General features: G+C 48.4%; 20 protein-coding genes. 4 read left to right on the top strand and 16 right to left on the bottom strand.

Features of this window, described 5'->3' with window-relative positions:
* Positions 1-59 precede the first annotated feature (59 nt).
* The 3 genes from ACIFQN_RS32945 to ACIFQN_RS32935 are packed head-to-tail and all read right to left on the bottom strand — an operon-like array spanning position 60 to position 3,268.
* Positions 60-1,031 carry a GDP-mannose 4,6-dehydratase gene (locus ACIFQN_RS32945; RefSeq protein WP_429837278.1) on the bottom strand — a complete coding sequence of 324 codons (972 nt, stop codon included), beginning with the start codon at positions 1,029-1,031 and terminating at the stop codon, positions 60-62.
* A 30-nt stretch (positions 1,032-1,061) separates the two neighbouring features.
* Positions 1,062-2,105, bottom strand: coding sequence for a beta-propeller fold lactonase family protein (locus ACIFQN_RS32940; RefSeq protein WP_429837277.1), 1,044 nt, complete (start codon positions 2,103-2,105; stop codon positions 1,062-1,064).
* A gap of 35 nt (positions 2,106-2,140) precedes the next feature.
* Positions 2,141-3,268: a glycosyltransferase family 61 protein gene (locus ACIFQN_RS32935; RefSeq protein WP_429837276.1), complete on the bottom strand. Its 1,128-nt coding sequence runs from the start codon at positions 3,266-3,268 to the stop codon at positions 2,141-2,143.
* A 218-nt stretch (positions 3,269-3,486) separates the two neighbouring features.
* Here ACIFQN_RS32935 and ACIFQN_RS32930 point away from each other — a divergent pair, with 218 nt between their 5' ends.
* Together ACIFQN_RS32930 and cysC are read left to right on the top strand one after the other, a co-directional pair.
* Positions 3,487-3,750 carry a hypothetical protein gene (locus tag ACIFQN_RS32930; RefSeq protein WP_429837275.1) on the top strand — a complete coding sequence of 88 codons (264 nt, stop codon included), beginning with the start codon at positions 3,487-3,489 and terminating at the stop codon, positions 3,748-3,750.
* Positions 3,711-4,223 carry an adenylyl-sulfate kinase gene (gene cysC / locus ACIFQN_RS32925; RefSeq protein WP_429837274.1) on the top strand — a complete coding sequence of 171 codons (513 nt, stop codon included), beginning with the start codon at positions 3,711-3,713 and terminating at the stop codon, positions 4,221-4,223. Before ACIFQN_RS32930 ends, cysC begins: the two co-directional genes overlap by 40 nt.
* An 85-nt stretch (positions 4,224-4,308) precedes the next feature.
* Here the strand turns inward: cysC and ACIFQN_RS32920 are convergent, their stop codons facing one another.
* Positions 4,309-5,028 (bottom strand): class I SAM-dependent methyltransferase, encoded by a 720-nt coding sequence (locus ACIFQN_RS32920; protein ID WP_429837273.1) that lies wholly within the window; start codon positions 5,026-5,028, stop codon positions 4,309-4,311.
* Between the two features lie 133 nt (positions 5,029-5,161).
* Between ACIFQN_RS32920 and ACIFQN_RS32915 the strand changes: the two genes are divergently transcribed.
* On the top strand, positions 5,162-6,901 hold the full coding sequence (locus tag ACIFQN_RS32915) for a phospho-sugar mutase (protein ID WP_429837272.1): 1,740 nt from the start codon (positions 5,162-5,164) through the stop codon (positions 6,899-6,901).
* Positions 6,902-6,922: 21 nt separating this feature from the next.
* Here ACIFQN_RS32915 and ACIFQN_RS32910 read toward each other — a convergent pair whose 3' ends face one another.
* From ACIFQN_RS32910 to ACIFQN_RS32870, 9 genes are all read right to left on the bottom strand, one after another.
* Entirely contained in the window at positions 6,923-7,471 is a 549-nt protein-coding gene (locus ACIFQN_RS32910) for a dTDP-4-dehydrorhamnose 3,5-epimerase family protein (RefSeq protein ID WP_429837271.1), read from the bottom strand.
* 13 nt (positions 7,472-7,484) lie between these two features.
* Positions 7,485-8,396 carry an NAD-dependent epimerase/dehydratase family protein gene (locus ACIFQN_RS32905; RefSeq protein ID WP_429837270.1) on the bottom strand — a complete coding sequence of 304 codons (912 nt, stop codon included), beginning with the start codon at positions 8,394-8,396 and terminating at the stop codon, positions 7,485-7,487.
* A gap of 77 nt (positions 8,397-8,473) precedes the next feature.
* On the bottom strand, positions 8,474-9,031 hold the full coding sequence (rfbC, locus tag ACIFQN_RS32900) for a dTDP-4-dehydrorhamnose 3,5-epimerase (RefSeq protein WP_429837269.1): 558 nt from the start codon (positions 9,029-9,031) through the stop codon (positions 8,474-8,476).
* Between the two features lie 112 nt (positions 9,032-9,143).
* Entirely contained in the window at positions 9,144-9,890 is a 747-nt protein-coding gene (locus tag ACIFQN_RS32895; RefSeq protein ID WP_429837268.1) for a class I SAM-dependent methyltransferase, read from the bottom strand.
* Positions 9,891-9,904: 14 nt separating this feature from the next.
* Complete coding sequence (locus ACIFQN_RS32890) at positions 9,905-10,933, bottom strand: N-acetylneuraminate synthase family protein (RefSeq protein WP_429837267.1); 1,029 nt, start codon at positions 10,931-10,933, stop codon at positions 9,905-9,907.
* A 16-nt stretch (positions 10,934-10,949) separates the two neighbouring features.
* Entirely contained in the window at positions 10,950-11,744 is a 795-nt protein-coding gene (locus tag ACIFQN_RS32885) for a cytidylyltransferase domain-containing protein (RefSeq protein WP_429837266.1), read from the bottom strand.
* A 22-nt stretch (positions 11,745-11,766) separates the two neighbouring features.
* Positions 11,767-12,525, bottom strand: a complete 759-nt coding sequence (locus ACIFQN_RS32880; RefSeq protein WP_429837265.1) for an SDR family oxidoreductase — start codon at positions 12,523-12,525, stop codon at positions 11,767-11,769.
* A 20-nt stretch (positions 12,526-12,545) separates the two neighbouring features.
* Entirely contained in the window at positions 12,546-13,517 is a 972-nt protein-coding gene (locus ACIFQN_RS32875) for a Gfo/Idh/MocA family protein (protein ID WP_429837264.1), read from the bottom strand.
* A 16-nt stretch (positions 13,518-13,533) separates the two neighbouring features.
* Positions 13,534-14,850 carry a glutamate-1-semialdehyde 2,1-aminomutase gene (locus tag ACIFQN_RS32870; RefSeq protein ID WP_429837263.1) on the bottom strand — a complete coding sequence of 439 codons (1,317 nt, stop codon included), beginning with the start codon at positions 14,848-14,850 and terminating at the stop codon, positions 13,534-13,536.
* Between the two features lie 120 nt (positions 14,851-14,970).
* On the opposite strand from ACIFQN_RS32870, the gene ACIFQN_RS32865 reads away from it, so the two are divergent.
* Positions 14,971-15,618 carry an acetyltransferase gene (locus ACIFQN_RS32865; RefSeq protein WP_429837262.1) on the top strand — a complete coding sequence of 216 codons (648 nt, stop codon included), beginning with the start codon at positions 14,971-14,973 and terminating at the stop codon, positions 15,616-15,618.
* Here ACIFQN_RS32865 and neuC read toward each other — a convergent pair.
* Genes neuC through ACIFQN_RS32850 form a run of 3 tightly spaced genes read right to left on the bottom strand, consistent with a single transcriptional unit; the run spans position 15,615 to position 18,934 of the window.
* Entirely contained in the window at positions 15,615-16,766 is a 1,152-nt protein-coding gene (neuC, locus tag ACIFQN_RS32860; RefSeq protein ID WP_429837359.1) for a UDP-N-acetylglucosamine 2-epimerase, read from the bottom strand. The two genes, ACIFQN_RS32865 and neuC, sit on opposite strands and share 4 nt — an antisense overlap.
* Positions 16,767-16,784: 18 nt before the next feature.
* Positions 16,785-17,816, bottom strand: a complete 1,032-nt coding sequence (gene neuB / locus ACIFQN_RS32855; RefSeq protein WP_429837261.1) for an N-acetylneuraminate synthase — start codon at positions 17,814-17,816, stop codon at positions 16,785-16,787.
* The gene (locus ACIFQN_RS32850) at positions 17,813-18,934 is read right to left on the bottom strand and encodes a DegT/DnrJ/EryC1/StrS family aminotransferase (protein ID WP_429837260.1); all 1,122 of its coding nucleotides are present in this window, start codon (positions 18,932-18,934) and stop codon (positions 17,813-17,815) included. The genes neuB and ACIFQN_RS32850 overlap by 4 nt, the downstream gene beginning before the upstream one ends.
* Between the last annotated feature and the right edge of the window lie 13 nt (positions 18,935-18,947).

Raw genomic sequence — 18,947 nt, 5'->3', positions numbered from 1 at the left:
AAGAAACAGAAAAAACGAGGACGGCGACTGCGCAGCCTCGTTTTTTCATTTCTCGATTTTTATGGAATGCTTGCCACTCGCTGCAAATCGGCTTCTACCATCATGTGAATCAATTGCTCCAGCTTTGTTTTCGGCACCCAGCCCAGCTCCTGCTTCGCCTTCTCTGGGTTTCCCAGCAAGACATCCACTTCCGCTGGCCGGTATAGATCCGGGTCGATCACCAAGTAATCCTGATAGTCGAGTCCCACGTAGTCAAAAGCGATTTTGCACATCTCCTCGACCGTTGCCGTTTTCCCAGTCGCTATGACAAAATCATCAGGCCGATCCTGCTGCAGCATGAGCCACATCGCTTCGACGTAATCGCCAGCGAAGCCCCAGTCTCGCTTGGCCTGGATGTTACCCAAGCGCAGCTCTTTTTGCTTTTTATGCACGATTCGCGCGACTGCATGCGTCACTTTTCGTGTGACAAACTCAAGTCCCCTAAGCGGAGATTCGTGATTGAAAAGGATTCCGTTACAGGCAAACATTTGAAAGCTCTCCCGGTAGTTTTTCGTCATCCAGTATCCGAACAGCTTGGATACCGCGTAAGGGCTTCGCGGGTAAAAGGGGGTGTCCTCCGATTGCTTCGGTTCCTGGATCAAGCCGTACAGCTCACTCGACGACGCCTGGTACATTTTGATGGCCGGATCGGTTTCGCGAATCGCCTCCAGCACATGCAAAACACCCATTCCGGTAGACTGTGCCGTGAGGATCGGCTGCTCCCACGAGGAACCTACAAAGCTTTGAGCTGCCAGATGGAACACTTCATCCGGCTTGGATTTTTTGATCGCCCTGGTCAGGGACGAGAGATCCAGAATGTCCCCGTCCTGATATTCCACTTCATCCGCAATTTTCAAATACTCCAACCGCCAGCGGTCTACTGTGCTGCGGCGAGGAACCAGCCCCACCACTCGGTATCCTTTTTCCAGCAAGAATTTTGCGAGGTATGCACCGTCTTGGCCGGTGATTCCGGTTAGGAAAGCTGTTTTCACAGGTCCACCTCTCCCCTCTTGCCATGAGTTTTATTCTTGATAAAAGACTTCCTTCGTGGAATAGATCGTAATTTTGTCGTCTCCATAATTTGAAACAGCCAAGTAATGATTATCTGACGAAAGAGAAAGACCATGTGGAAAATAAAGCTGTGCATCCGGATTGGTAAACGCAAAGAAGCGCGGATCAATCTGTTTGTTGATCTTGTCAAAAGAATAAAAAAGAACAGTATCATTTACTTGAGACGGAACGACAATGATGGAAGACATCGCATCATGTGAAAAGGAAACATCGTCGGGATACGATAATTCAGGAGTCTCTTTCAATTCGCATAGAGGATGAGGACTGATTTTTCCTGTATCGTTGTCAAAAGCATAGACTGCCAGCGCCCCATTGAATGGATAAGAATCGGCTGCATTGGGTCCGTAACAAACAGCCATAAGGGAACCATCACCAGAAAAATCAATCGATTTCGGCTTCAGGGGTGAGTAGTGGTTTTGCAAAACCTGTGAAAGAGTAATATGGAGTGCCCCGTTTTCATCAGACTCAAGCTTATAAATAAGAATTAGACCAGCATGATCGATTGAACAGCTCACCAGGTATTGGGAGTTTGTGGAAAATTGTACGCCATGAAAGATAGCTTGCGGGTGTTCAATTACTTTAATGGGAATAGGTTGAATCAAGTTTGTTTGAGGATCAATGTTATACAGATTTACTGAAGGCCTGTTTCCTTTGATATTCGTGATGGCGAGATGCTTACCGTTTGGTGAAAATGCTAATTTGTCTGGCCAATGCAATTGCAAGCCATCTTGGTTGTTCAGCGATTGTACTAATGTGAGTGTATGATCTTGTGACTGAAAAGAGTAGATATGAAGAGATTCAGCTCCAAAATTTGCGCTTGCTAAATACTGGTTATTATTGAACCATTCAACATCTGTGCACGTAGAAAATCGTTTTCGATTCATCATCGTGTAGCTAGGCGAAAATTCATGTGGTTGACTACGCTGCAGAATGGAATCGGGTGTATAAACAACCGCTACGGGAATTTGAGATAGTAAAGGGAGTCTTGAAAACATTTGATTTCCCTCCAGCTATGGATATTTACTTCCTTTTACGAAATACCGGCACTCCTTAGCTTTTTCTTCAATTTCCTCATGTCGACTGTGATATCGGCTTCCAAAGCATGAAGAATTTCAGGTAGTGGTGCAGAAGGTGTAATAGGAAGTATCGGGCCTCCGCAAACCAATCGATCATAATCAAGATCACCGTGCTGGCTGATCCACCAGTAGGTGTGGCGCACCCAGCGTGGGGAAAACAGTTCGATAACCTTGGTTCCCGGTTTGGAAAAAACGAGGTTGGTCAGAGCTGCCCCATGGGGAGCGATAATCATTTCCGCCGAGAAAAAGATTTGGGCCTGTTCAGCTACCGATAGTCCATCCAAAAGTAAGCAAGCAAATCCATTGTTTTTCAGAAAACCCATTACTTCTTGCTCATTTTTTACATGTCTTCGTTTTGCATCGGCCCGGCTGATGTAGATCCGTTTGAAATCCTGTGACGGCTTTATCCCCGTTTTTTGCAAGAACTCTTCTCTGAGAAAATCGCACGCCCATTTCGGCGTCATTCCCGTATCAGCCACCAAAGGCGTGACGATCAGTTCAAGTCCTTGAATATGGGTAAGATTGTCACAGATGATTCGTTTTTCTCTAGAGACGCCAAGTTTCATTAACGTCTCCTCCTGAAACGCACGTGTCATCGATGCGAGGACATACCTGTCGCTTTGAATGCCGTTGCGGCGCAATAATTCAATGCGGGCCAAAACATCAAACATCCAAAAATAATAACTGTATCCTTCCATATGGGTAAGAACGGCCAAATTTTCTGGAATGAAGGTGACAGGAGGCAATTTCGACTGAGAGAAGATGGAATGTTCACGAGGTTTCCTCATGATTTCATGAGAAGCATCCCAGATCAATTTGTTGTCAGGACTAACGACGGCTCCATTTCCCCCCCAGACCCGCCCTTTCGGCATGATGACAATGTAGTGCGGCCGCGGTTTAACCAGCTGGGGCCAGCCCATCTTCTGTTTTCGGAATATTGGCTGGAATGGAATGTTTTCAATGGGACATTCCTTGTAGAATGGTTGGAGTTCCTCTGGATTGTCAAAACACGTATGGATCCATTGCTTTGCAGAATAGTATAGATCTTTTGGAGGGGCTGATTTATCGAAAATACTCCTCATGACAATCCTCCACACAACGAATGAATGTACTGCTTGCACCCGGAATTGATATCTCTTATGAATATGTCAGAAAACATTGTTTCGTTCTGGTGTTACGGAACAACTGTACGGTTGGTAGGGACTTTATCAGGCAAAATGAGAAAAGCGCTTATGTCAATTCTTCATCCCGCGGATAAACTATTCTGAGAATATATGGTTACCAGAAGGAGGGTGGAGTCTTGCGAGCGGATAAGCTCTTTATTTTTTTACACCTCCCCAAAACGGCCGGCACATCCATGAATACATTGTTAGTAAACCAGTTCGAACGAGAGCACGTTGCATTTTTGCATGAGGGCAACCCGTGGTCGACGGAGCGGTTGGTTCAATTGTGCAATGAGGAGAGCAGCCCGATTCAGGTCATTTCTGGAATCAGCACAAAAGTGGCGTACTATGGTTTACTGGTTTGTCAGGCTCCGGAAAATCCACCTTGGCAAATGAAATAGATAAACGTTTCTACCAAATGGGCATTCATAGTTGCGTGCTGGATGGTGATGACCTCCGATTTGCACTGAATAAAGACTTAGGATACAGCCGGGAGGATCGGAAAGAGAATATTCGAAGAGCTGGGGAAATCTCGAAAATGATGGTAGCTGCCGGCCTATTGGTTTTAGCATCATTCATTTCCCCCTATCAATCTGACAGGGATATGGTGCGCAGCATGTTTTCTCCTGGCGAGTTTATCGAAATATACGTGCAATGCCCTTTGGAAGTATGTCAGGGCCGGGATCCAAAAGGGCTTTACAAAATGGCGCAAGAAGGAACAATTAGAGAGTTTACAGGACTCTCATCCCCTTACGATCCCCCCGGAAACCCAGAGCTAGTTATTCCTACTGACCGGTTGTCAATTATAGAGTGCGTAGACATGGTTATGTCGTATTTGATACACCGATCATTTTTGCTCGATATTCCAATCTAGAGTAGGAATTCATTATCCATTACAAAACCGTCAGGGATAAACACTCTGACGGTTATTGTTCCTCTATTATCAGGAACTGACCAATCTACCCGACTAACACAAGCCGGCCATGATCCAATGGTTTTTTGGAGGCAATAAAAATTTCACGGATAAGGTGACCATTTTGGTGGGACTCATAATTGTTTTGTTTTGTATAGTGAAATTCAGGGTGAGCAGGTTTTTCTATCGGTTCGTAAATGAACGGAAATCCCGCTTTTTTCAAGCAAAATATGACGTAGGCTGGACTCGGGCGGGAACCGGCATGATGAATAGACTGGGAGTTGTTTGTTCCGTCCTCCACCACAATCTTACAGATTGGTTCCACTGCATCTGTAATGCATGTTTCAATCAAGATCATGTCGCTGCATAGTTTTTCCGCGTTTTTAATAAAGTGCAACGGATCCGAGAGATGGTACAAAATGCCATAACAAAACATGATATCAAAGGGACCGTATTTTAACAAATCGTCAGTTTCCAAATCCACAACTTCTGCCTTGACGTGGGGATAGAAAATTCGCATTTGCTGTATGTTGTCTTCCCTTCCATCGACTCCAAAAACGTTTGCTCCTTGGCCCACAAGAAACTCAGTCAAACGTCCAGTTCCACAGCCAACATCTACGATGGATTTCCCAGATAATTGAAGTTGCAAGGACGCTAGATGGGAAAGCCTCGCGTTCGTGATTTCAAGGTATCCTTGCATGTCGAAGACTGCAGTCTTCACATTAATATATGGCTCCACTTTGTTCACCCCAGTTTTCTGGTTCATGATCGTTACCAGACCTTCAGAAAAATGACCGGTCATTCCTTAGATGAATCAGAGATTTTTTAATCATGCACGCCTTCCCGTTGATGGTAATAAGGTAAAAAGACTGTACCTTCCAACAGGAGTGAAACAGACAATGTCAGACGAATGGAAAAAGCATTACCGCCGTTGGGCGTCTTTTGCAGCTCTGGATCGGGAAATGAAGGAACTCCTGACCATCCTGAAGGAGGACGAAGTGGCCCTTGAAGATTGTTTTTATAAGAACATCGAATTTGGCACGGGTGGAATGCGCGGGGAACGAGGGCCAGGAATCAATCGAATCAATGTGTACACTGTGCGGAAAGCATCCGAAGGGTTAGCCCGATACCTAATCGAACAGGGAATCGAAGCAAAGGAAAGAGGTGTAGTGATTGCCTACGATACCCGGCATAAATCCCACGAGTTTGCCTTCGAAGCGGCAAAAGTTCTCGGAAAACATGGCATCCGTGTGTACGTGTTTGACATCCTTTGCCCGACTCCCCTTCTTTCTTTTGCCGTTCGCCATTTAGGCGCTTCTGCCGGCATCGTTATTACGGCAAGCCATAACCCGCCCGAATACAACGGGTATAAGGTGTATGGACCAGACGGCGCTCAAATTACACTGTCAATCGCCCAACAGCTTATGACCAAAATCAACGAAGTAGACGACGAACTAGAAATCGACTTATCGGATGAACTGACTTTGAAGAAAAACGGCCTATTGAAGTTGATCGGCACCAAGCTGATGGAGGTGTACCTAGAACAGATAAAAAACTTGCGGGTCCAATCAGGTAAGGCATCGTTAACAGCCGATCAGATTCGCATTGTGTTTACGCCGCTTCACGGCACCACCATGGAGGCAATAACTCGTGGGCTGAAATCGTTCGGCTATCCAAACGTGACCGTGGTGCAGGAGCAAGCTAAACCGGATCCCGATTTTTCCACAGTCGCCTCTCCCAATCCAGAGGAACATCAGGCTTTCACGTTGGCCATCCAATACGCTAAGGAAGTGGATGCCGACTTGATTCTCGGAACCGATCCGGATGGTGACCGGCTCGGGGTGGCAGTCAAATGGTTGGATGGTGAGTATACGGTGCTGACAGGCAACCAGACCGGCGCCCTCTTGCTCCACTATATGTTGTCTCACAAACAAAGAATCGGGCTGCTGCCGAAAAACGGCGCCGTTTTAAAAACGATCGTCACTTCAGAGTTGGGACGAGCGATTGCCGCTGATTTCGGTATGGCAACGATTGATACGCTAACAGGGTTCAAATATATCGGGGAGAAAATTGGAACGTATGAAATTACGAAAGAATATTCCTTTCAATTCGGATATGAAGAGAGCAACGGGTACTTACTTGGCGACTTCGTGCGAGACAAAGACGCCGTACAGACCGCATTGATTATAGCGGACGTATGTGCCTTCTACAAAACCCAAGGAAAAACCATTCACGACGCCTTGCTTCAGTTGTTCGAAACGTACGGATTCTATGATGAGGGACTGCATTCCTTGACGTTTAAAGGAAAAGAAGGCATGAAGAAAATCAGGAACATCATGACCCTCTTTCGAAGCCGTCCGCTGACGGAGATGTCCGGAAAAAAAGTAATCGCAATCGAGGATTATCTGGCAGGCACACGCAAGGAAATGCAAACCGGGATCATCGTACCGCTTTCCCTGCCAACCTCCGACGTGGTAAAAGTCCAATTGGAAGGCGAATCCTGGTTTTGCGTACGGCCTTCGGGGACAGAACCAAAATTGAAGATATATTTTGGAGTGAAAGGTGACTCCCTAGAAGACGGAAAACAAAAGCTTGCCCACATCAGACAATTCGTACTGAACTATATCGAGACTGCATGAGTTCTCGGTATCCATTTTGTTTTACTTCTGATACACAAATGGGCTCAAAAAGAGCGGAAACGGCACAAGAGTACTGTCCTTCTGTGACACGACAGGATTTTTGTCCTCCCATGGAATCCCCACCGAATCCCACCTGATACCGCAATCATGTTCTGCCGAATAGACAGTCGAGGCATTATTCACGACCACTGCGCTTTCACTCACGACGTAAAAACCGTGGGCCATGCCGGCCGGAACATAAATCATATTCCCCTTCTCCGCGTGCAGATCAAACAAGGCAAACTGCCCAAAGGTCGGAGAACCTGCTCGCAAGTCTACTACCGCATCGACAACCTGGCCGAAAATGCAAGTCACGAGCTTCACATGCTGATGAGGGGGCAGTTGAAAATGCAACCCTCTCAGCACTCTTTTTCGGGAAGTAGAATAGTATTGCTCGACAAACCGTGTTTGAAGGTGATGGGCAGCAAACGTATCCTGATGAAAGGTTTTAATTAATCTGCCCCGTTCATCGTGGAAGCTGTCGGGAATGATTTCATAGCAATCGACCAGTTTCGTTTGCTGAATGATCATCGTTTATCACCCCTTAGTGCGGCACTATTTTTTTGATCCCCGTTTCCAAATCAATGAGTGGTCGCCAATCCGGCACGATGTCTCCCTGGTTCCACGGTACCATCACTTCACGTGGACGGTAGGGACGGGCTCCCCATTGAATGTTCACTTCCCTTCCGATCGCCTTTTCATAGGTGGAAACAATGTGTTTGAGCGTCACCGGGTTTCCTGAGCTTACGGCAAAACTTTCACTCTTGCTGGCGTTTTTTCCCTCCAGCAGGTGCTCTGCCGCTAAGCAGAAAGCATTGACGACATCATCAATATAAACGAGGTCAAGTAATTGCTCCCCGGCAGACATGGGCAACGGTATTTGCTCTCGTGCAGCTTTTTGAAGCAAAGTAAACAGCTTGGGTCTGGTATCGTCCGGGCCATACGTATCGAATAGTTTCAAAGTGACGGCTTGTAACGGGGTAGCTTCCGTATAGTACGCCAAAATAGATTCGAATGCTTGCTTGGTTGCGGCATACAGGCAAACCGGGCTGTATTGCTTGTTTTCATAATGCTGCCAGGAAGTTCCGGTATTGACCAAACGGCATACGCCGGATGCGTTCATCGCTTCCAACAGCTGCGTCGCAAACGTAAGGTTGCTTTGGATCATTGGCGTGACATCCCTTGCCTGATGCTGCGCCAGGAACAGAGAGGCAAGATGGAATACAAGATCCGGCTTTATTTCTTTCATGATATCAATCATGTCTAGTGTTGATCCGTAATGTCGGTGTATCGTGATTCGGTCACTCATCTGAAGAAGCGAAAGCGATTTGGATACCGGGCGCACAATGGCATGGACATTCCACCCGCTGGAAACGAGATGGCGCGCCAGGTGCGAACCGACAAACCCGGTTGCCCCGGTAATTACGGCCGTCTTTGTGCCCAAGGCAGGATTCATTTCCTTACCTCCTTTGACTTGCAGATCCTTGATAAAGAACCAAGTCTTTGGGTACTGGCTTGCCCTTGCTCGTATTTCTACATTTCTTGGTAACGGAAAGGACTTTTAAATTTATGAAACGGGGGGAGTTCACTGTCTTTCTCGGAAATGATGGGGTTCCTGTCAGGCCACTCTATTCCCAGTGAAGCCCAATGAATACCGCTATCAAATTCCGGTGCGTGTACCGTCGAAGCTTTGTACATGACGATAGCCGGCTCACGGCATACATAAAAACCATGAGCCAAACCTGTTGGGATGTAGACCATATTTGCTTTGTCCGCCGACAATTGGAATATCTCATAGGCCCCATACGCTGGGGAACCCACCCGCAAATCCACTACTACGTCCATGATCTCTCCAAAAACGCAATACACGATTTTGACATGGTCTTTGGGCGGGATTTGAAAGTGCAATCCTCTCAATACGCCTTTCGAGGAAATCGAATGATACTCCTCCGCAAAATGAACGTGCAATTGATTTTCCGCAAACTCATCCTTGTGGAACGTTTTGATAAAGGCGCCTCGCTGATCGGTAAATCTTTTCGGTACCATCTCATAGCAACCCGGTATCTTCGTTTTCTGGATGGCAAAATTCAAGATCCATCACCTTCCGTTTCCCCATGGACTGACCGAACCCTTGCATTCGTACCATCTTATTCTCCGTTTCGCCATTTGTATTGGACGAAAACCGGATGGAACGCGAAAATCATCATTTTTGTGCACATAAAAAGTACCAACTCATCAACACCGGGCCGGAAATTTGCAACCTTCGGCCATCTGTCAATTTTTCCGTATAACTGCCCATGCCAGTCTTTTCACTTTTTGGCAAATCGATATCGATCTCAAAAGGAATGGACGAAAACTTTGTATACCCATTTTCCTTGAAGAACTCCTTTACACGATTCAATGAATAAATATTGTAATAACTTTGCCTGTAGTTCTCCCCACCGATCGACTGGGTATAGTCTTTTACCGTAATTGTGCAATCCACGTCACCGTCGAAAAATAAGGAAGTCAAAGCGATCCAATCGGCATCCAGTTCCATCATTTTCCTCAGTGGCGTTTGATACTCAGGCAGCCATGACAATGTTTGGTAACTGACTACCCCGTCGTATAACCCGATATGCGCTTGGTCCAGTTGGTAGAGATCCCCCTGCAACAATCGGCAATTTGTTAAGTGATGGTCCTGGAAATACCTGTTTCCCTGATCAACCAAGCATGCGTTCAAATCGATGCCCTTGAAGCCACTAGCGGGAAATTTTTTTGCCATGTAGTTCAGATTGGCTCCCTGGCCAGCACCAATATCGACGATTTTTTTATGGTCATGGGCATTCAATAACCCCTTTTCCTCTAGCCATTCACAAAAAAGCACGGTGCTTCTGTAAGGTATACCGAATTGCTTCTTATGATAATCAGTCGTGATTTCCATCCATTCTTCCTTAGGCTGTTGATCCATGCTGTAAGCCTCCCTTATCTGTCAAGATCCTTCCAGCAAAAGGCAGTCCCTTTTCCGATTTTCCGCTTCAACCTCTGACCGACAATCTGTGGGAAATCCCGCGGTTGCGTGTCACCGACGCCTTCCGTCAACCTACATGCAATATCTTGCTCTTGCAGGATGATTCCCGGCGGAATCTCCCTGGCCGCAACAAGATGTTTCCGGACTTTGCCGTAGGCTTTTTCCCCTTCATTTAATCCCCCAACGGTACCAGCCATTTGAACAACGACATCGAGCGTTTGCTTCAACTGCCTGAAGCCGTGCACATCCAGGGCTGCCTCGTCGTCCTCCCGTTTTTGAGAAAGATCTAACGTAACATGCTGTTCAAAGATACGCCCCCCCAAACTGTAGGCCGTTGCAAACGCCAGATAACGATTGACAACCTCAGTAGAAGCCATATGGTCCGCATAGCCCACAGGAACCCCGAATTGCGACTGATATAGAGGGATTTTTTGCAAATCAATGAACTCGGGAGGGGTCGGATAAAGCTGAATCCCGTACATCAAGATCAGGTCCTGTTTGGAAGCGAGCATATGCAGGGCATAATTGATTTCGTCCGGAGTTGCTCCCCCAATCCCTACGAACAGCGGCTTTTTACTGACAGCCAAGCGCTTCAGCATAAAGTGGTCATTCAGGCTTGTCGCATGGATTGCCAGCGCATCCACTTGTTCTTCCAATAAAAACTCCACAGAGGGGAGCTCATCTGCCAGTCCGATCACTTCCATCCCGGCCTGGCGGCAGCGGCGAAACAACTGGCGCCACTGATCCTTTGTAAACAGCCATTTCTTGAGCGTAGGGTATAACGTGTGTTCAGGCACCATATACGCGTCCAAATCCAGCATGATATGGAATTTCACCGCATCCGCTCCCGAGCTTCGCAGAGCATCCATCAGCTGCAGAAAGTAATCAAAATCCCCTTCATGATTGTAGGCGGTTTCCGCGATCCAATAGGGATGGCTGATCAATTCTGAACGTCTTTCCAGCAACTCTTTTACGTATGCCATCTTTTCCATGCACCTTTCATTTACGATAGTTTTTTTCCTTCAGTTCTAAGAACCTTTCCCTTTGGCTCGTAAAACGCGCTTCGATTTCCACCTTGATTTCATCCGGCAGTTGCCTTTGCACGATGCTCCGATTGACCTGACGTTCCGGCGGGAATTGATCGATGATGCGTAGCAGGGCGTGATAACTCATCGCCTCTTCGTTGGCAAGATTTTCCCCCAACAGCTGCAAAAACATCAAATCTTCGTACGTATCCAGAGTCAATCTGACATCCCTGCGGTCTTGCGGCGGAGCCTGTAGCGTATGGACATTGAAGAACCCAGGCTGGTTGAACCAGTAGCCCCAAATTTCTGTATCCACCTGATGCTTGAATTCGATCACGGTTTTCAGCGCTTCGAAACGTATTCCGTATATTCCGACACCGATTGGCAGTCCCTCTACATACATAAAATCTGGCTTGTGCAGATAAGCCTCATTGACCATCCGATTCGCATACTCGATCGAGAAAAACGGATCGTCTGCCGTGACGGAGAGGATATAATCGATGTGAAAAAAATTGGCAGCGTCATACAATCGGCGAAGCACGTCATCCGGATGTCCGGTAAAATAGGAGACGCCCTGCTTTTGGGCCACTTCTACGAGTGGGGCATCCTGAGGAACAAATGATGTGCAAAGAAACACTTGATCGGAAATGACAGCTTTGCACCGTTCAATCACATGCTCAATCACACGCTTTCCTTTGATCATGTGAAGCAGCTTGAGGGGGAGACGTGTCGATTTCAATCTGGCCGTGATCAATACACCGATTTTCATCGTTGATCCCTCCAGCAAAGTCCTACCATGCAGACCAGCCTCCATCCACCGCTAGATTATGTCCGGTCACATAGGATGATGCATCACTCAATAAGAAGATAGCGGCTCCGTCCATCTCATGTTTTTCGGCCATCCTCCCAAGTGGAGTCCGTTTGCTGTAACGGTTGACAAAGATTTCGAGCTGTCCATCCTGAACTCCACCCGGCGTTATTGCATTGACCCTCACTCCACAGCTTCCCCAATAGGCTGCCAGGTATCTGGTCAAACCCAGAACAGCCGCTTTGCTGGCCGCATAAGAGGGCGGTGTGTTGAAGGAGAGATCTTCATACAATGAAAAATCCGGTCCATTCATCCCATAGATGGATGAAATATTGACCACGCTTCCTTCCCCCCTCTTTGCCATGTCACCCCCGAAAACTTGCGAGCAGAGAAAGAGTCCATCCAAATTGACCGCCATGACTTTTCGCCATGTTTCCAAACTGTACTGTTCCATGGGACGAAAAAATCCTTCAGGCTGCAGACAGGCATTGTTGATCAAGCCAAAAACGGGTGCCATGTTTCGCCGAATTTCCTCTGCCGCCTCCTTTACTTGTCCGGGATCGGTAATATCGACAGACAACCTAAGTTCCCTGTCTGATACTCGCTCGGAATTGGTAAATCCGGGATCCAGCAGGCAAACTCTGCCCCCATGCCTCAAAACCGCCTGGGCAAATCGTGTCCCCAGTCGTCCTGCCCCCCCTGTGATCACCACAACTCGATCCTGCAAAGAAAACTCATCCATTCTGACTCATCCTCACTTCCTTATAAGATGGCTTCCCGCTCCATCTGTTCCAAGGTCTTGAGAAGCGACAAATCGCGCACATAATCATGGGGAAACGGCCTTCCCTCTATCGCAGCAAGAAATGCCTTCATTTCGCTGCAATACATGTCTTCATAGTGAAAGGGACGTCCTTCATGCAAGACGGCGATCGTAGTAGTTCGTTTGCCCGAACCTGTATACAGGATGACGTCCCGGGAAAAGAAATCCCATGTAATGGTTCCTTCTTCCCCTATGAGAACAAAGCGGCGCGTCGGAATGCGCGAAACGACGTCGATCGTTATTTGCCCGCGGGTCCCGTCAGAGAGGGATACGATCATCTGGTATACATCATCAATTTCCGCATCCAACTGGCTGACCTTTCCGATGGCGGCAGACAAGCCGCGGATGGGGCCAAAAATCGAAGTGATCCACATCCATTCGAAAGGAACAATCTCCCGGCATCCTCCTGTTTCTTTTTTGGAAACATAGTAGGTCCGATAATCTTCATAGGGATGCCAATCAGGCAAATACTGCCCGGAATGATAATGAAAGAACATCTTTTCCCCGACCGCTTTTCGCTTCACCAAGTCGTGAATAATTGAAACGGCTGGATGAAACATCATCGTACAGGACGGCGCAGCTATGAGTTCTGGAGTGGCCGACAATTTTTCGATTAGGGAAGCAATTCCATCCGATGTGACGCTTGCCTCCGTAAAAAAGGGGATTTTCCGGTCTGCAGCAATATGAGCATACTGCATGTGCGTATCCGGAGGCGTGGAAATGACAATGGCATAGATGGATTCCTGCATAGCGGCAACCAGTGAGGAAAATGTACGGATGCCGAAGCGCTGCTCTGCTTCCTTCCTCCTGTCATCCCGGGGATCCCAGCCGGTCACTTCCCTTTCCTGCAAAGCGAGCAAATCGCGGATCCTGCGCTTGCCCATTGAACCTAAACCGATAACCAGAATAGGCATACCAACACCACGCTTTTTAATTGAATGGGCGAAAAACTGGCTTGACTGGCGGGCCTACTACAAATTTTTGCACTTCGCCCTCCAGTGCCTTTTGGTACACTTGACACGTCCGCTCTAGTGCTTCGATGGTGAAGTCGATTTCTTTCTCGTTGTGGGAAAAACTGATGGAAATATAAGGGATCAACACACCGTTTCGGATCATTTCCTGGAGAAAGAGCGTGCGGAACCACGCGGAGGGCTGTTTTTGCCGGTCGAAACAGGTGACGACGGGACTGCAGGGATAGCCCCCGACGACGAGATAATCTTCGAGCTTGAAAAGACGGACAGTCTCTTCCCATCTTTGCATGAGCTGCGAGCCGATCCGTTCCATATGGCCAACCACATCTTTTTCCCGGTATTCCTGTATGGTTTCATTCACTGCAGCCAGGGCATGTGTTTCTGCGCCGTGAGTTCCCGACAGCAGGAAAACACGGGGGTGGCTATGCTTGAGTCCTCCCAGTTCCATGATCTCCCTTTTCCCTGCCAAAACAGCGCAGGAGAAACCGTTCCCGATCGCTTTTCCGAACGTGGACAAATCCGGCTCGACACCAAAGCGGGTTTGCGCGCCAGGTAGCCCGAAGCGAAATCCCGTGATCATCTCGTCAAAAACAAGGATCGAACCTTCCTTTTTTGTCAGTTGGCGAACCTGCTGCAAAAAGCTTTCTTTGGGGGGCTCGGAGGTGACAGGTTCCAAAATGACTGCCGCAATATCCCCCGGATAACGGTCATAGAGATCCTGCAAGCTTTTGATGTCGTTGTAGCGGAAGGAAAGCGTTAATTCCGTAATTTCATCCGGGATGCCATTGTTGCAGGGTGTCGTCCCGATGAACCAGTCATTAAAACTAAAAAAAGGGTGCTCCTTGCAGATGGCGACCCGCTTCCGGCCCGTGTATGCACGGCTCAAGCGCACAGCCGCAGAGGTAATGTCAGACCCGTTCTTAGCGTATTTGACCATTTCCGCAGAAGGAATGAGGTCGAGCAACCGCTCTGCGAGTTCTGTTTCAATGGGGGCAGGACGGGTGAAATTGCTTCCTAACTGGACATACTCGATCACTTTTCTTACGACGCGATCGTATCCATGGCCGAGGGATACCGAGCGCAGGCCCATTCCCCAATCCAGAAAGGCATTCCCATCGACATCCTGCACCCAGGCTCCTTTTCCCGAACGGATAAAACCCGGGGACAGCTGCGGGAACTGGTCATCCCCTTTGCTGTACGTATGACAACCGGCCGGAATGAGCCTATGGGCTTTTTCCCGCATTTGACTTGAGTGTAAAAACCGTTGCTCTGTCATCGGGCAATGCTCCTATCTTCTTAAAAATGACATAACTCACCTGGGATGGGACAAATTGCAGACCAAGCATAGCCCACATAGGTTAAAGCGACAGAAAGGAAACGAAAGAGAGGCGTTACCATGATCGGCATCATAGGTAGTGGCGGGCATGGCAAGGTAATCGCAGACATCTTTATACGAGCGCACGCAAAACCAAATTTGATCTTTTTCACATCCCCTCCCCTTCCCCCTTCCGCCGTTTTTCAATCATTCCCCATGTATCCGGACACCCCCGAGCAGTTGCTCGCTTCCCAGGTCGTTATAGCCGGATGGCACGTTGCGATCGGCAATCCTTTCACTCGAAAAAAAAAGATAGAATTCCTTTTAGAACAAGGGGGAAAGCTCTTCCAAGCGATCCATGACCGAAGCATCATCTCTTCATCGGCTGCCATCGGGGAAGGCACTTCCTTGATGGCAGGGGCTGTGATCAACCCGGAAGTCGTGATCGGGAAAGGCTGCATCATCAATACAACAGCCAGCATCGACCACGACTGCTCCATTGGGGATTACGTCAATATCGGCCCGGGCTGCAAACTAGCGGGAGGGGTGAAAATCGGCGAATGCACCGATCTCGGAACCGGGGCAATCGTGATTCCCGGTGTAGAAATCGGCAATTGTTGTTTGATCGGAGCGGGTGCAGTGGTCATCGAACCTATTCCAAATTATTCAGTGGCCGTAGGAGTGCCTGCCAAGGTGATCAAACAGGTGGAACATAAGGGCCTCCCTTAGTCAGGCCAAGTCACCAGTTTCTTATGAAGCACATCCGGCATGTTCACAAGGCGCTTCAGTTGCCTGACCACCTCCAGCTCCGGGGAATCGAACAGTTCGTAGGGATTCTTGCCTTTTTTCCTGTTGCTCTCTTTCAGGGACAGGCAGATCGCCTCGCGTATCACATCCGCCTGATAAGGAACATTGACGACATTGTCCCCTTGGTCCCGCCCTTTTTGCCGGTCACCGACATTCACAAAGGGCAATCCGAAGAAGGGGGCTTCGATAATTCCGCTGCTGCTGTTACCGATCATCACGTCGGCCTGGGAAAGGAGAAACAGATACTCTTCCACAGGAATCGATGAAAAATAATGACAATGTCTACCTTGCCCCGCGTAGGCAAGCAGCCTTTCCCGAAACAAATCTCCCCCGGCATCGCTGTTCGGTCCAATGATGATGATCCCGCCATCCCCGATCTCGCCCAACGCCTCCAATACTGCCCCGATCTGGCTTTCAAACGACAGCGGATCCTTTGAATCCGGATGCATCGCAAGCAGGATTTTTTTCCCCATCGATGCCAGTTGGTATTTGTCGATCAGGAGCTGTTTTTCTTCCTCCGCGAGGTGCCGAATCCGTTCGATTTCCCGCTTCTGAAGAGAGCCGACAGGAACGACCCGCCACTCTTCCTCCCCGAGCATGACCAAATTTCTTTTGGCCTGAAGAGTTGAGACAAAATGCAGATGGGCCAGCTTGGAAACCGCATGCCGAACCGCGTCGTCTGCAGATCCGCTGATTTCCCCACCGTGCAAGTGGACGATCCGGATATTTTGGTAATGCGCGGCGATCGCCGCGGCCAGCATTTCCCCGCGGTCGCCAAGAATAAGGAGTACATCAGGCTTGTGATAGTGAAAAATATCCGAAAAATAAACAATCCCCATACCTACCGACTGGGACATGGCATATAGAGAATCTCCCTTTAACAGGATCGAAGGCGTTGCGATGATCGGAAATGGGTCCTTTCGAATGCCTTCCAGCGTATATCCATAATCGGCGACAAGATGCATGCCCGTGGCCACTAGCTGCAAGGAAAAAGCAGCGTCCTTGTTTATTTCAAATAAGAGAGGGCGAAATATGCCATAATCAGCCCGCGTTCCGGTGATGCATAACATTTTCACGCTGCTTCCCTCCTAACTGAAATCCTCGAACGAAAAAGGCTCTCCTTTTTTCTTTGGACGACGCAGTATTTTTCCAATCACTTTTTGATAATCACAAGCTTCTATCGAGCTGAGTGGCCGTAGATAAAGCAAATCATCCAGACCGATCAGTACACCAGGCTCAAGGTCCCGGCCTGCAAAGATCCCCCTTCTCACAAGTCTTCTTGTTTCCGATTCGGAAGGCGCGATCCGCTTGATCGATTTTCCCACTGCCGCTTCAATGTGGCGAATTGCCTGTACCATCCGTTTCATCTCCGCAGGGTCCAGGGAAGCCCGATGATCTGGCCCTTCCATAGATGTGTCCAGCGTGAAGTGCTTTTCTATCATCGTATAGCCCATCGCGACGGCTGCGATCGGCACTTCTACTCCAAGTGAATGATCGGAATAACCGATCGTCTTGCGAAAAGCAGATCTCAGCGTCTCCATCACCCGTAAATTGAGATCCTCGTATGGGGCAGGGTATGCGGATGTGCAATGAAATAGAGCAATCGAACAGGAATCACCCAGAAAGTCAAGAACAGCTTCGATTTCACTTAGCGTAGACATGCCGGTCGACAGCAGGATCGGCTTCCCATAGGATTGGATTTGCCTAAGCAGCGGATAATGGGTCAAATCTCCACTACCAACCTTAAAGGCCCCCACTTCCAACCGCTGAAGAAAATCTGCGCTTTTCCCGTCAAACGGTGTGGAGAGAAAGGTGATCCCACGCCCGTCGCAATAGAGCTTTAATTTCGCAAAGTCCTGCTCGCTTAACTCCAACTGACGAAGCATTTCATGTTGGCTACTGTAACCTGATCGTTTCTGGTATTCGACTAGCCCAGCCTGGCCGGATACCAATTCTTCGTGATGGAACATCTGGAATTTGACGGCATCAACCTTCGCCTCATGAGCGAGGTCGACCAGCTTTTTCGCCAGCTCAATGGATCCGTTGTGATTGACGCCGATTTCCGCGATGATATAGGCTGGCTCCTGATCCGAGACAGTTCTGTTGCCGATTCGGATCATGTCGTGTCCCGGCCTTCCAGCGCTAGAGACAGATGATGAATGACATATTCCTGTTCCTCGGGTATAAGATCGGTGTAAAAAGGAATCGCCAGTGTACGCTCCGACATCTTTTCACTGATTGGATATTCACCAGGCTTGAATCCGTACCGGGAGATGTAACTTGATTGCAAATGGATAGATGGGAAGTACGGTTTGGTCTGGATTCCTTTTTCCTTTAATCGCTGCATTAATGGCTTGCGATCTGCAGATTCGGGAAGGATCACTACAAAAATAAACCAGCTCATTTTGCAATCCGGGGAAATCTCCGGTAGGCTGATGGGTGGCTGGTATTCCTCTATCAAGCGGATATATCGCATGGCCGCAGCTTCCCTTTTTAGCAGGATTTCATGAAGACGTTCCATCTGTGCAACACCGACCGCGGCCTGGAGATCGGACATGCGGTAATTGTAGCCGATCACAGGATGGTCGAGCCATTCGCTCTCCAGGTCTCGTCCCTGATTGCGATAACTGCAGGCCATTCTGTATATGGCTTCCTGATTGGTGAGCAGAATCCCGCCTTCTCCTGTCGTAATCTGCTTGTTCGGGTAAAAGGCGAATACCCCGGCATCCCCCAGCAGTCCTGCCTTTCTCCCTTTCCACTCGGCACCAAGGGATTCGCAAGCATCCTCGATCACGCGAAGGTTATACTTGACTGCAATTCTTCCGATTTCATCCATATCACACGGCTGGCCGAAGACATGAACGGCCAGAATCGCTTTCGTTCGGGAGGTAATTTTCTCCTCGATCCGGGTGGTATCCATATTTAGTGTACGGGGATCAATATCGACAAAAACAGGCGTTACCCCTTCGTACAGCAGGCAATTGCTGGAGGCAACGAAGCTGTATGGTGTTGTAATTACCTCGTCCCCCGGACCGAGGCCGAGAGCTTTGACCGCAACATGGAGGGCGCTTGTACCACTGTTCATAGCCACGGCATATTTTGCCTGGAACTCGTTTCGGAATGCTTCTTCAAACTGATTCAGCTTCGGCCCAAGACTGAGCTGACCGGATTCGAGGACTTGTAAAACATAAAGTTTTTCCAACAAACCGATAGCTGGCTTCGACAAAGGAACAAACATCGTCTCAAATCCT

The sequence above is a fragment of the Brevibacillus sp. NRS-1366 genome (assembly GCF_050467985.1).
This window is presented reverse-complemented; position numbering and strand designations above follow the sequence as displayed.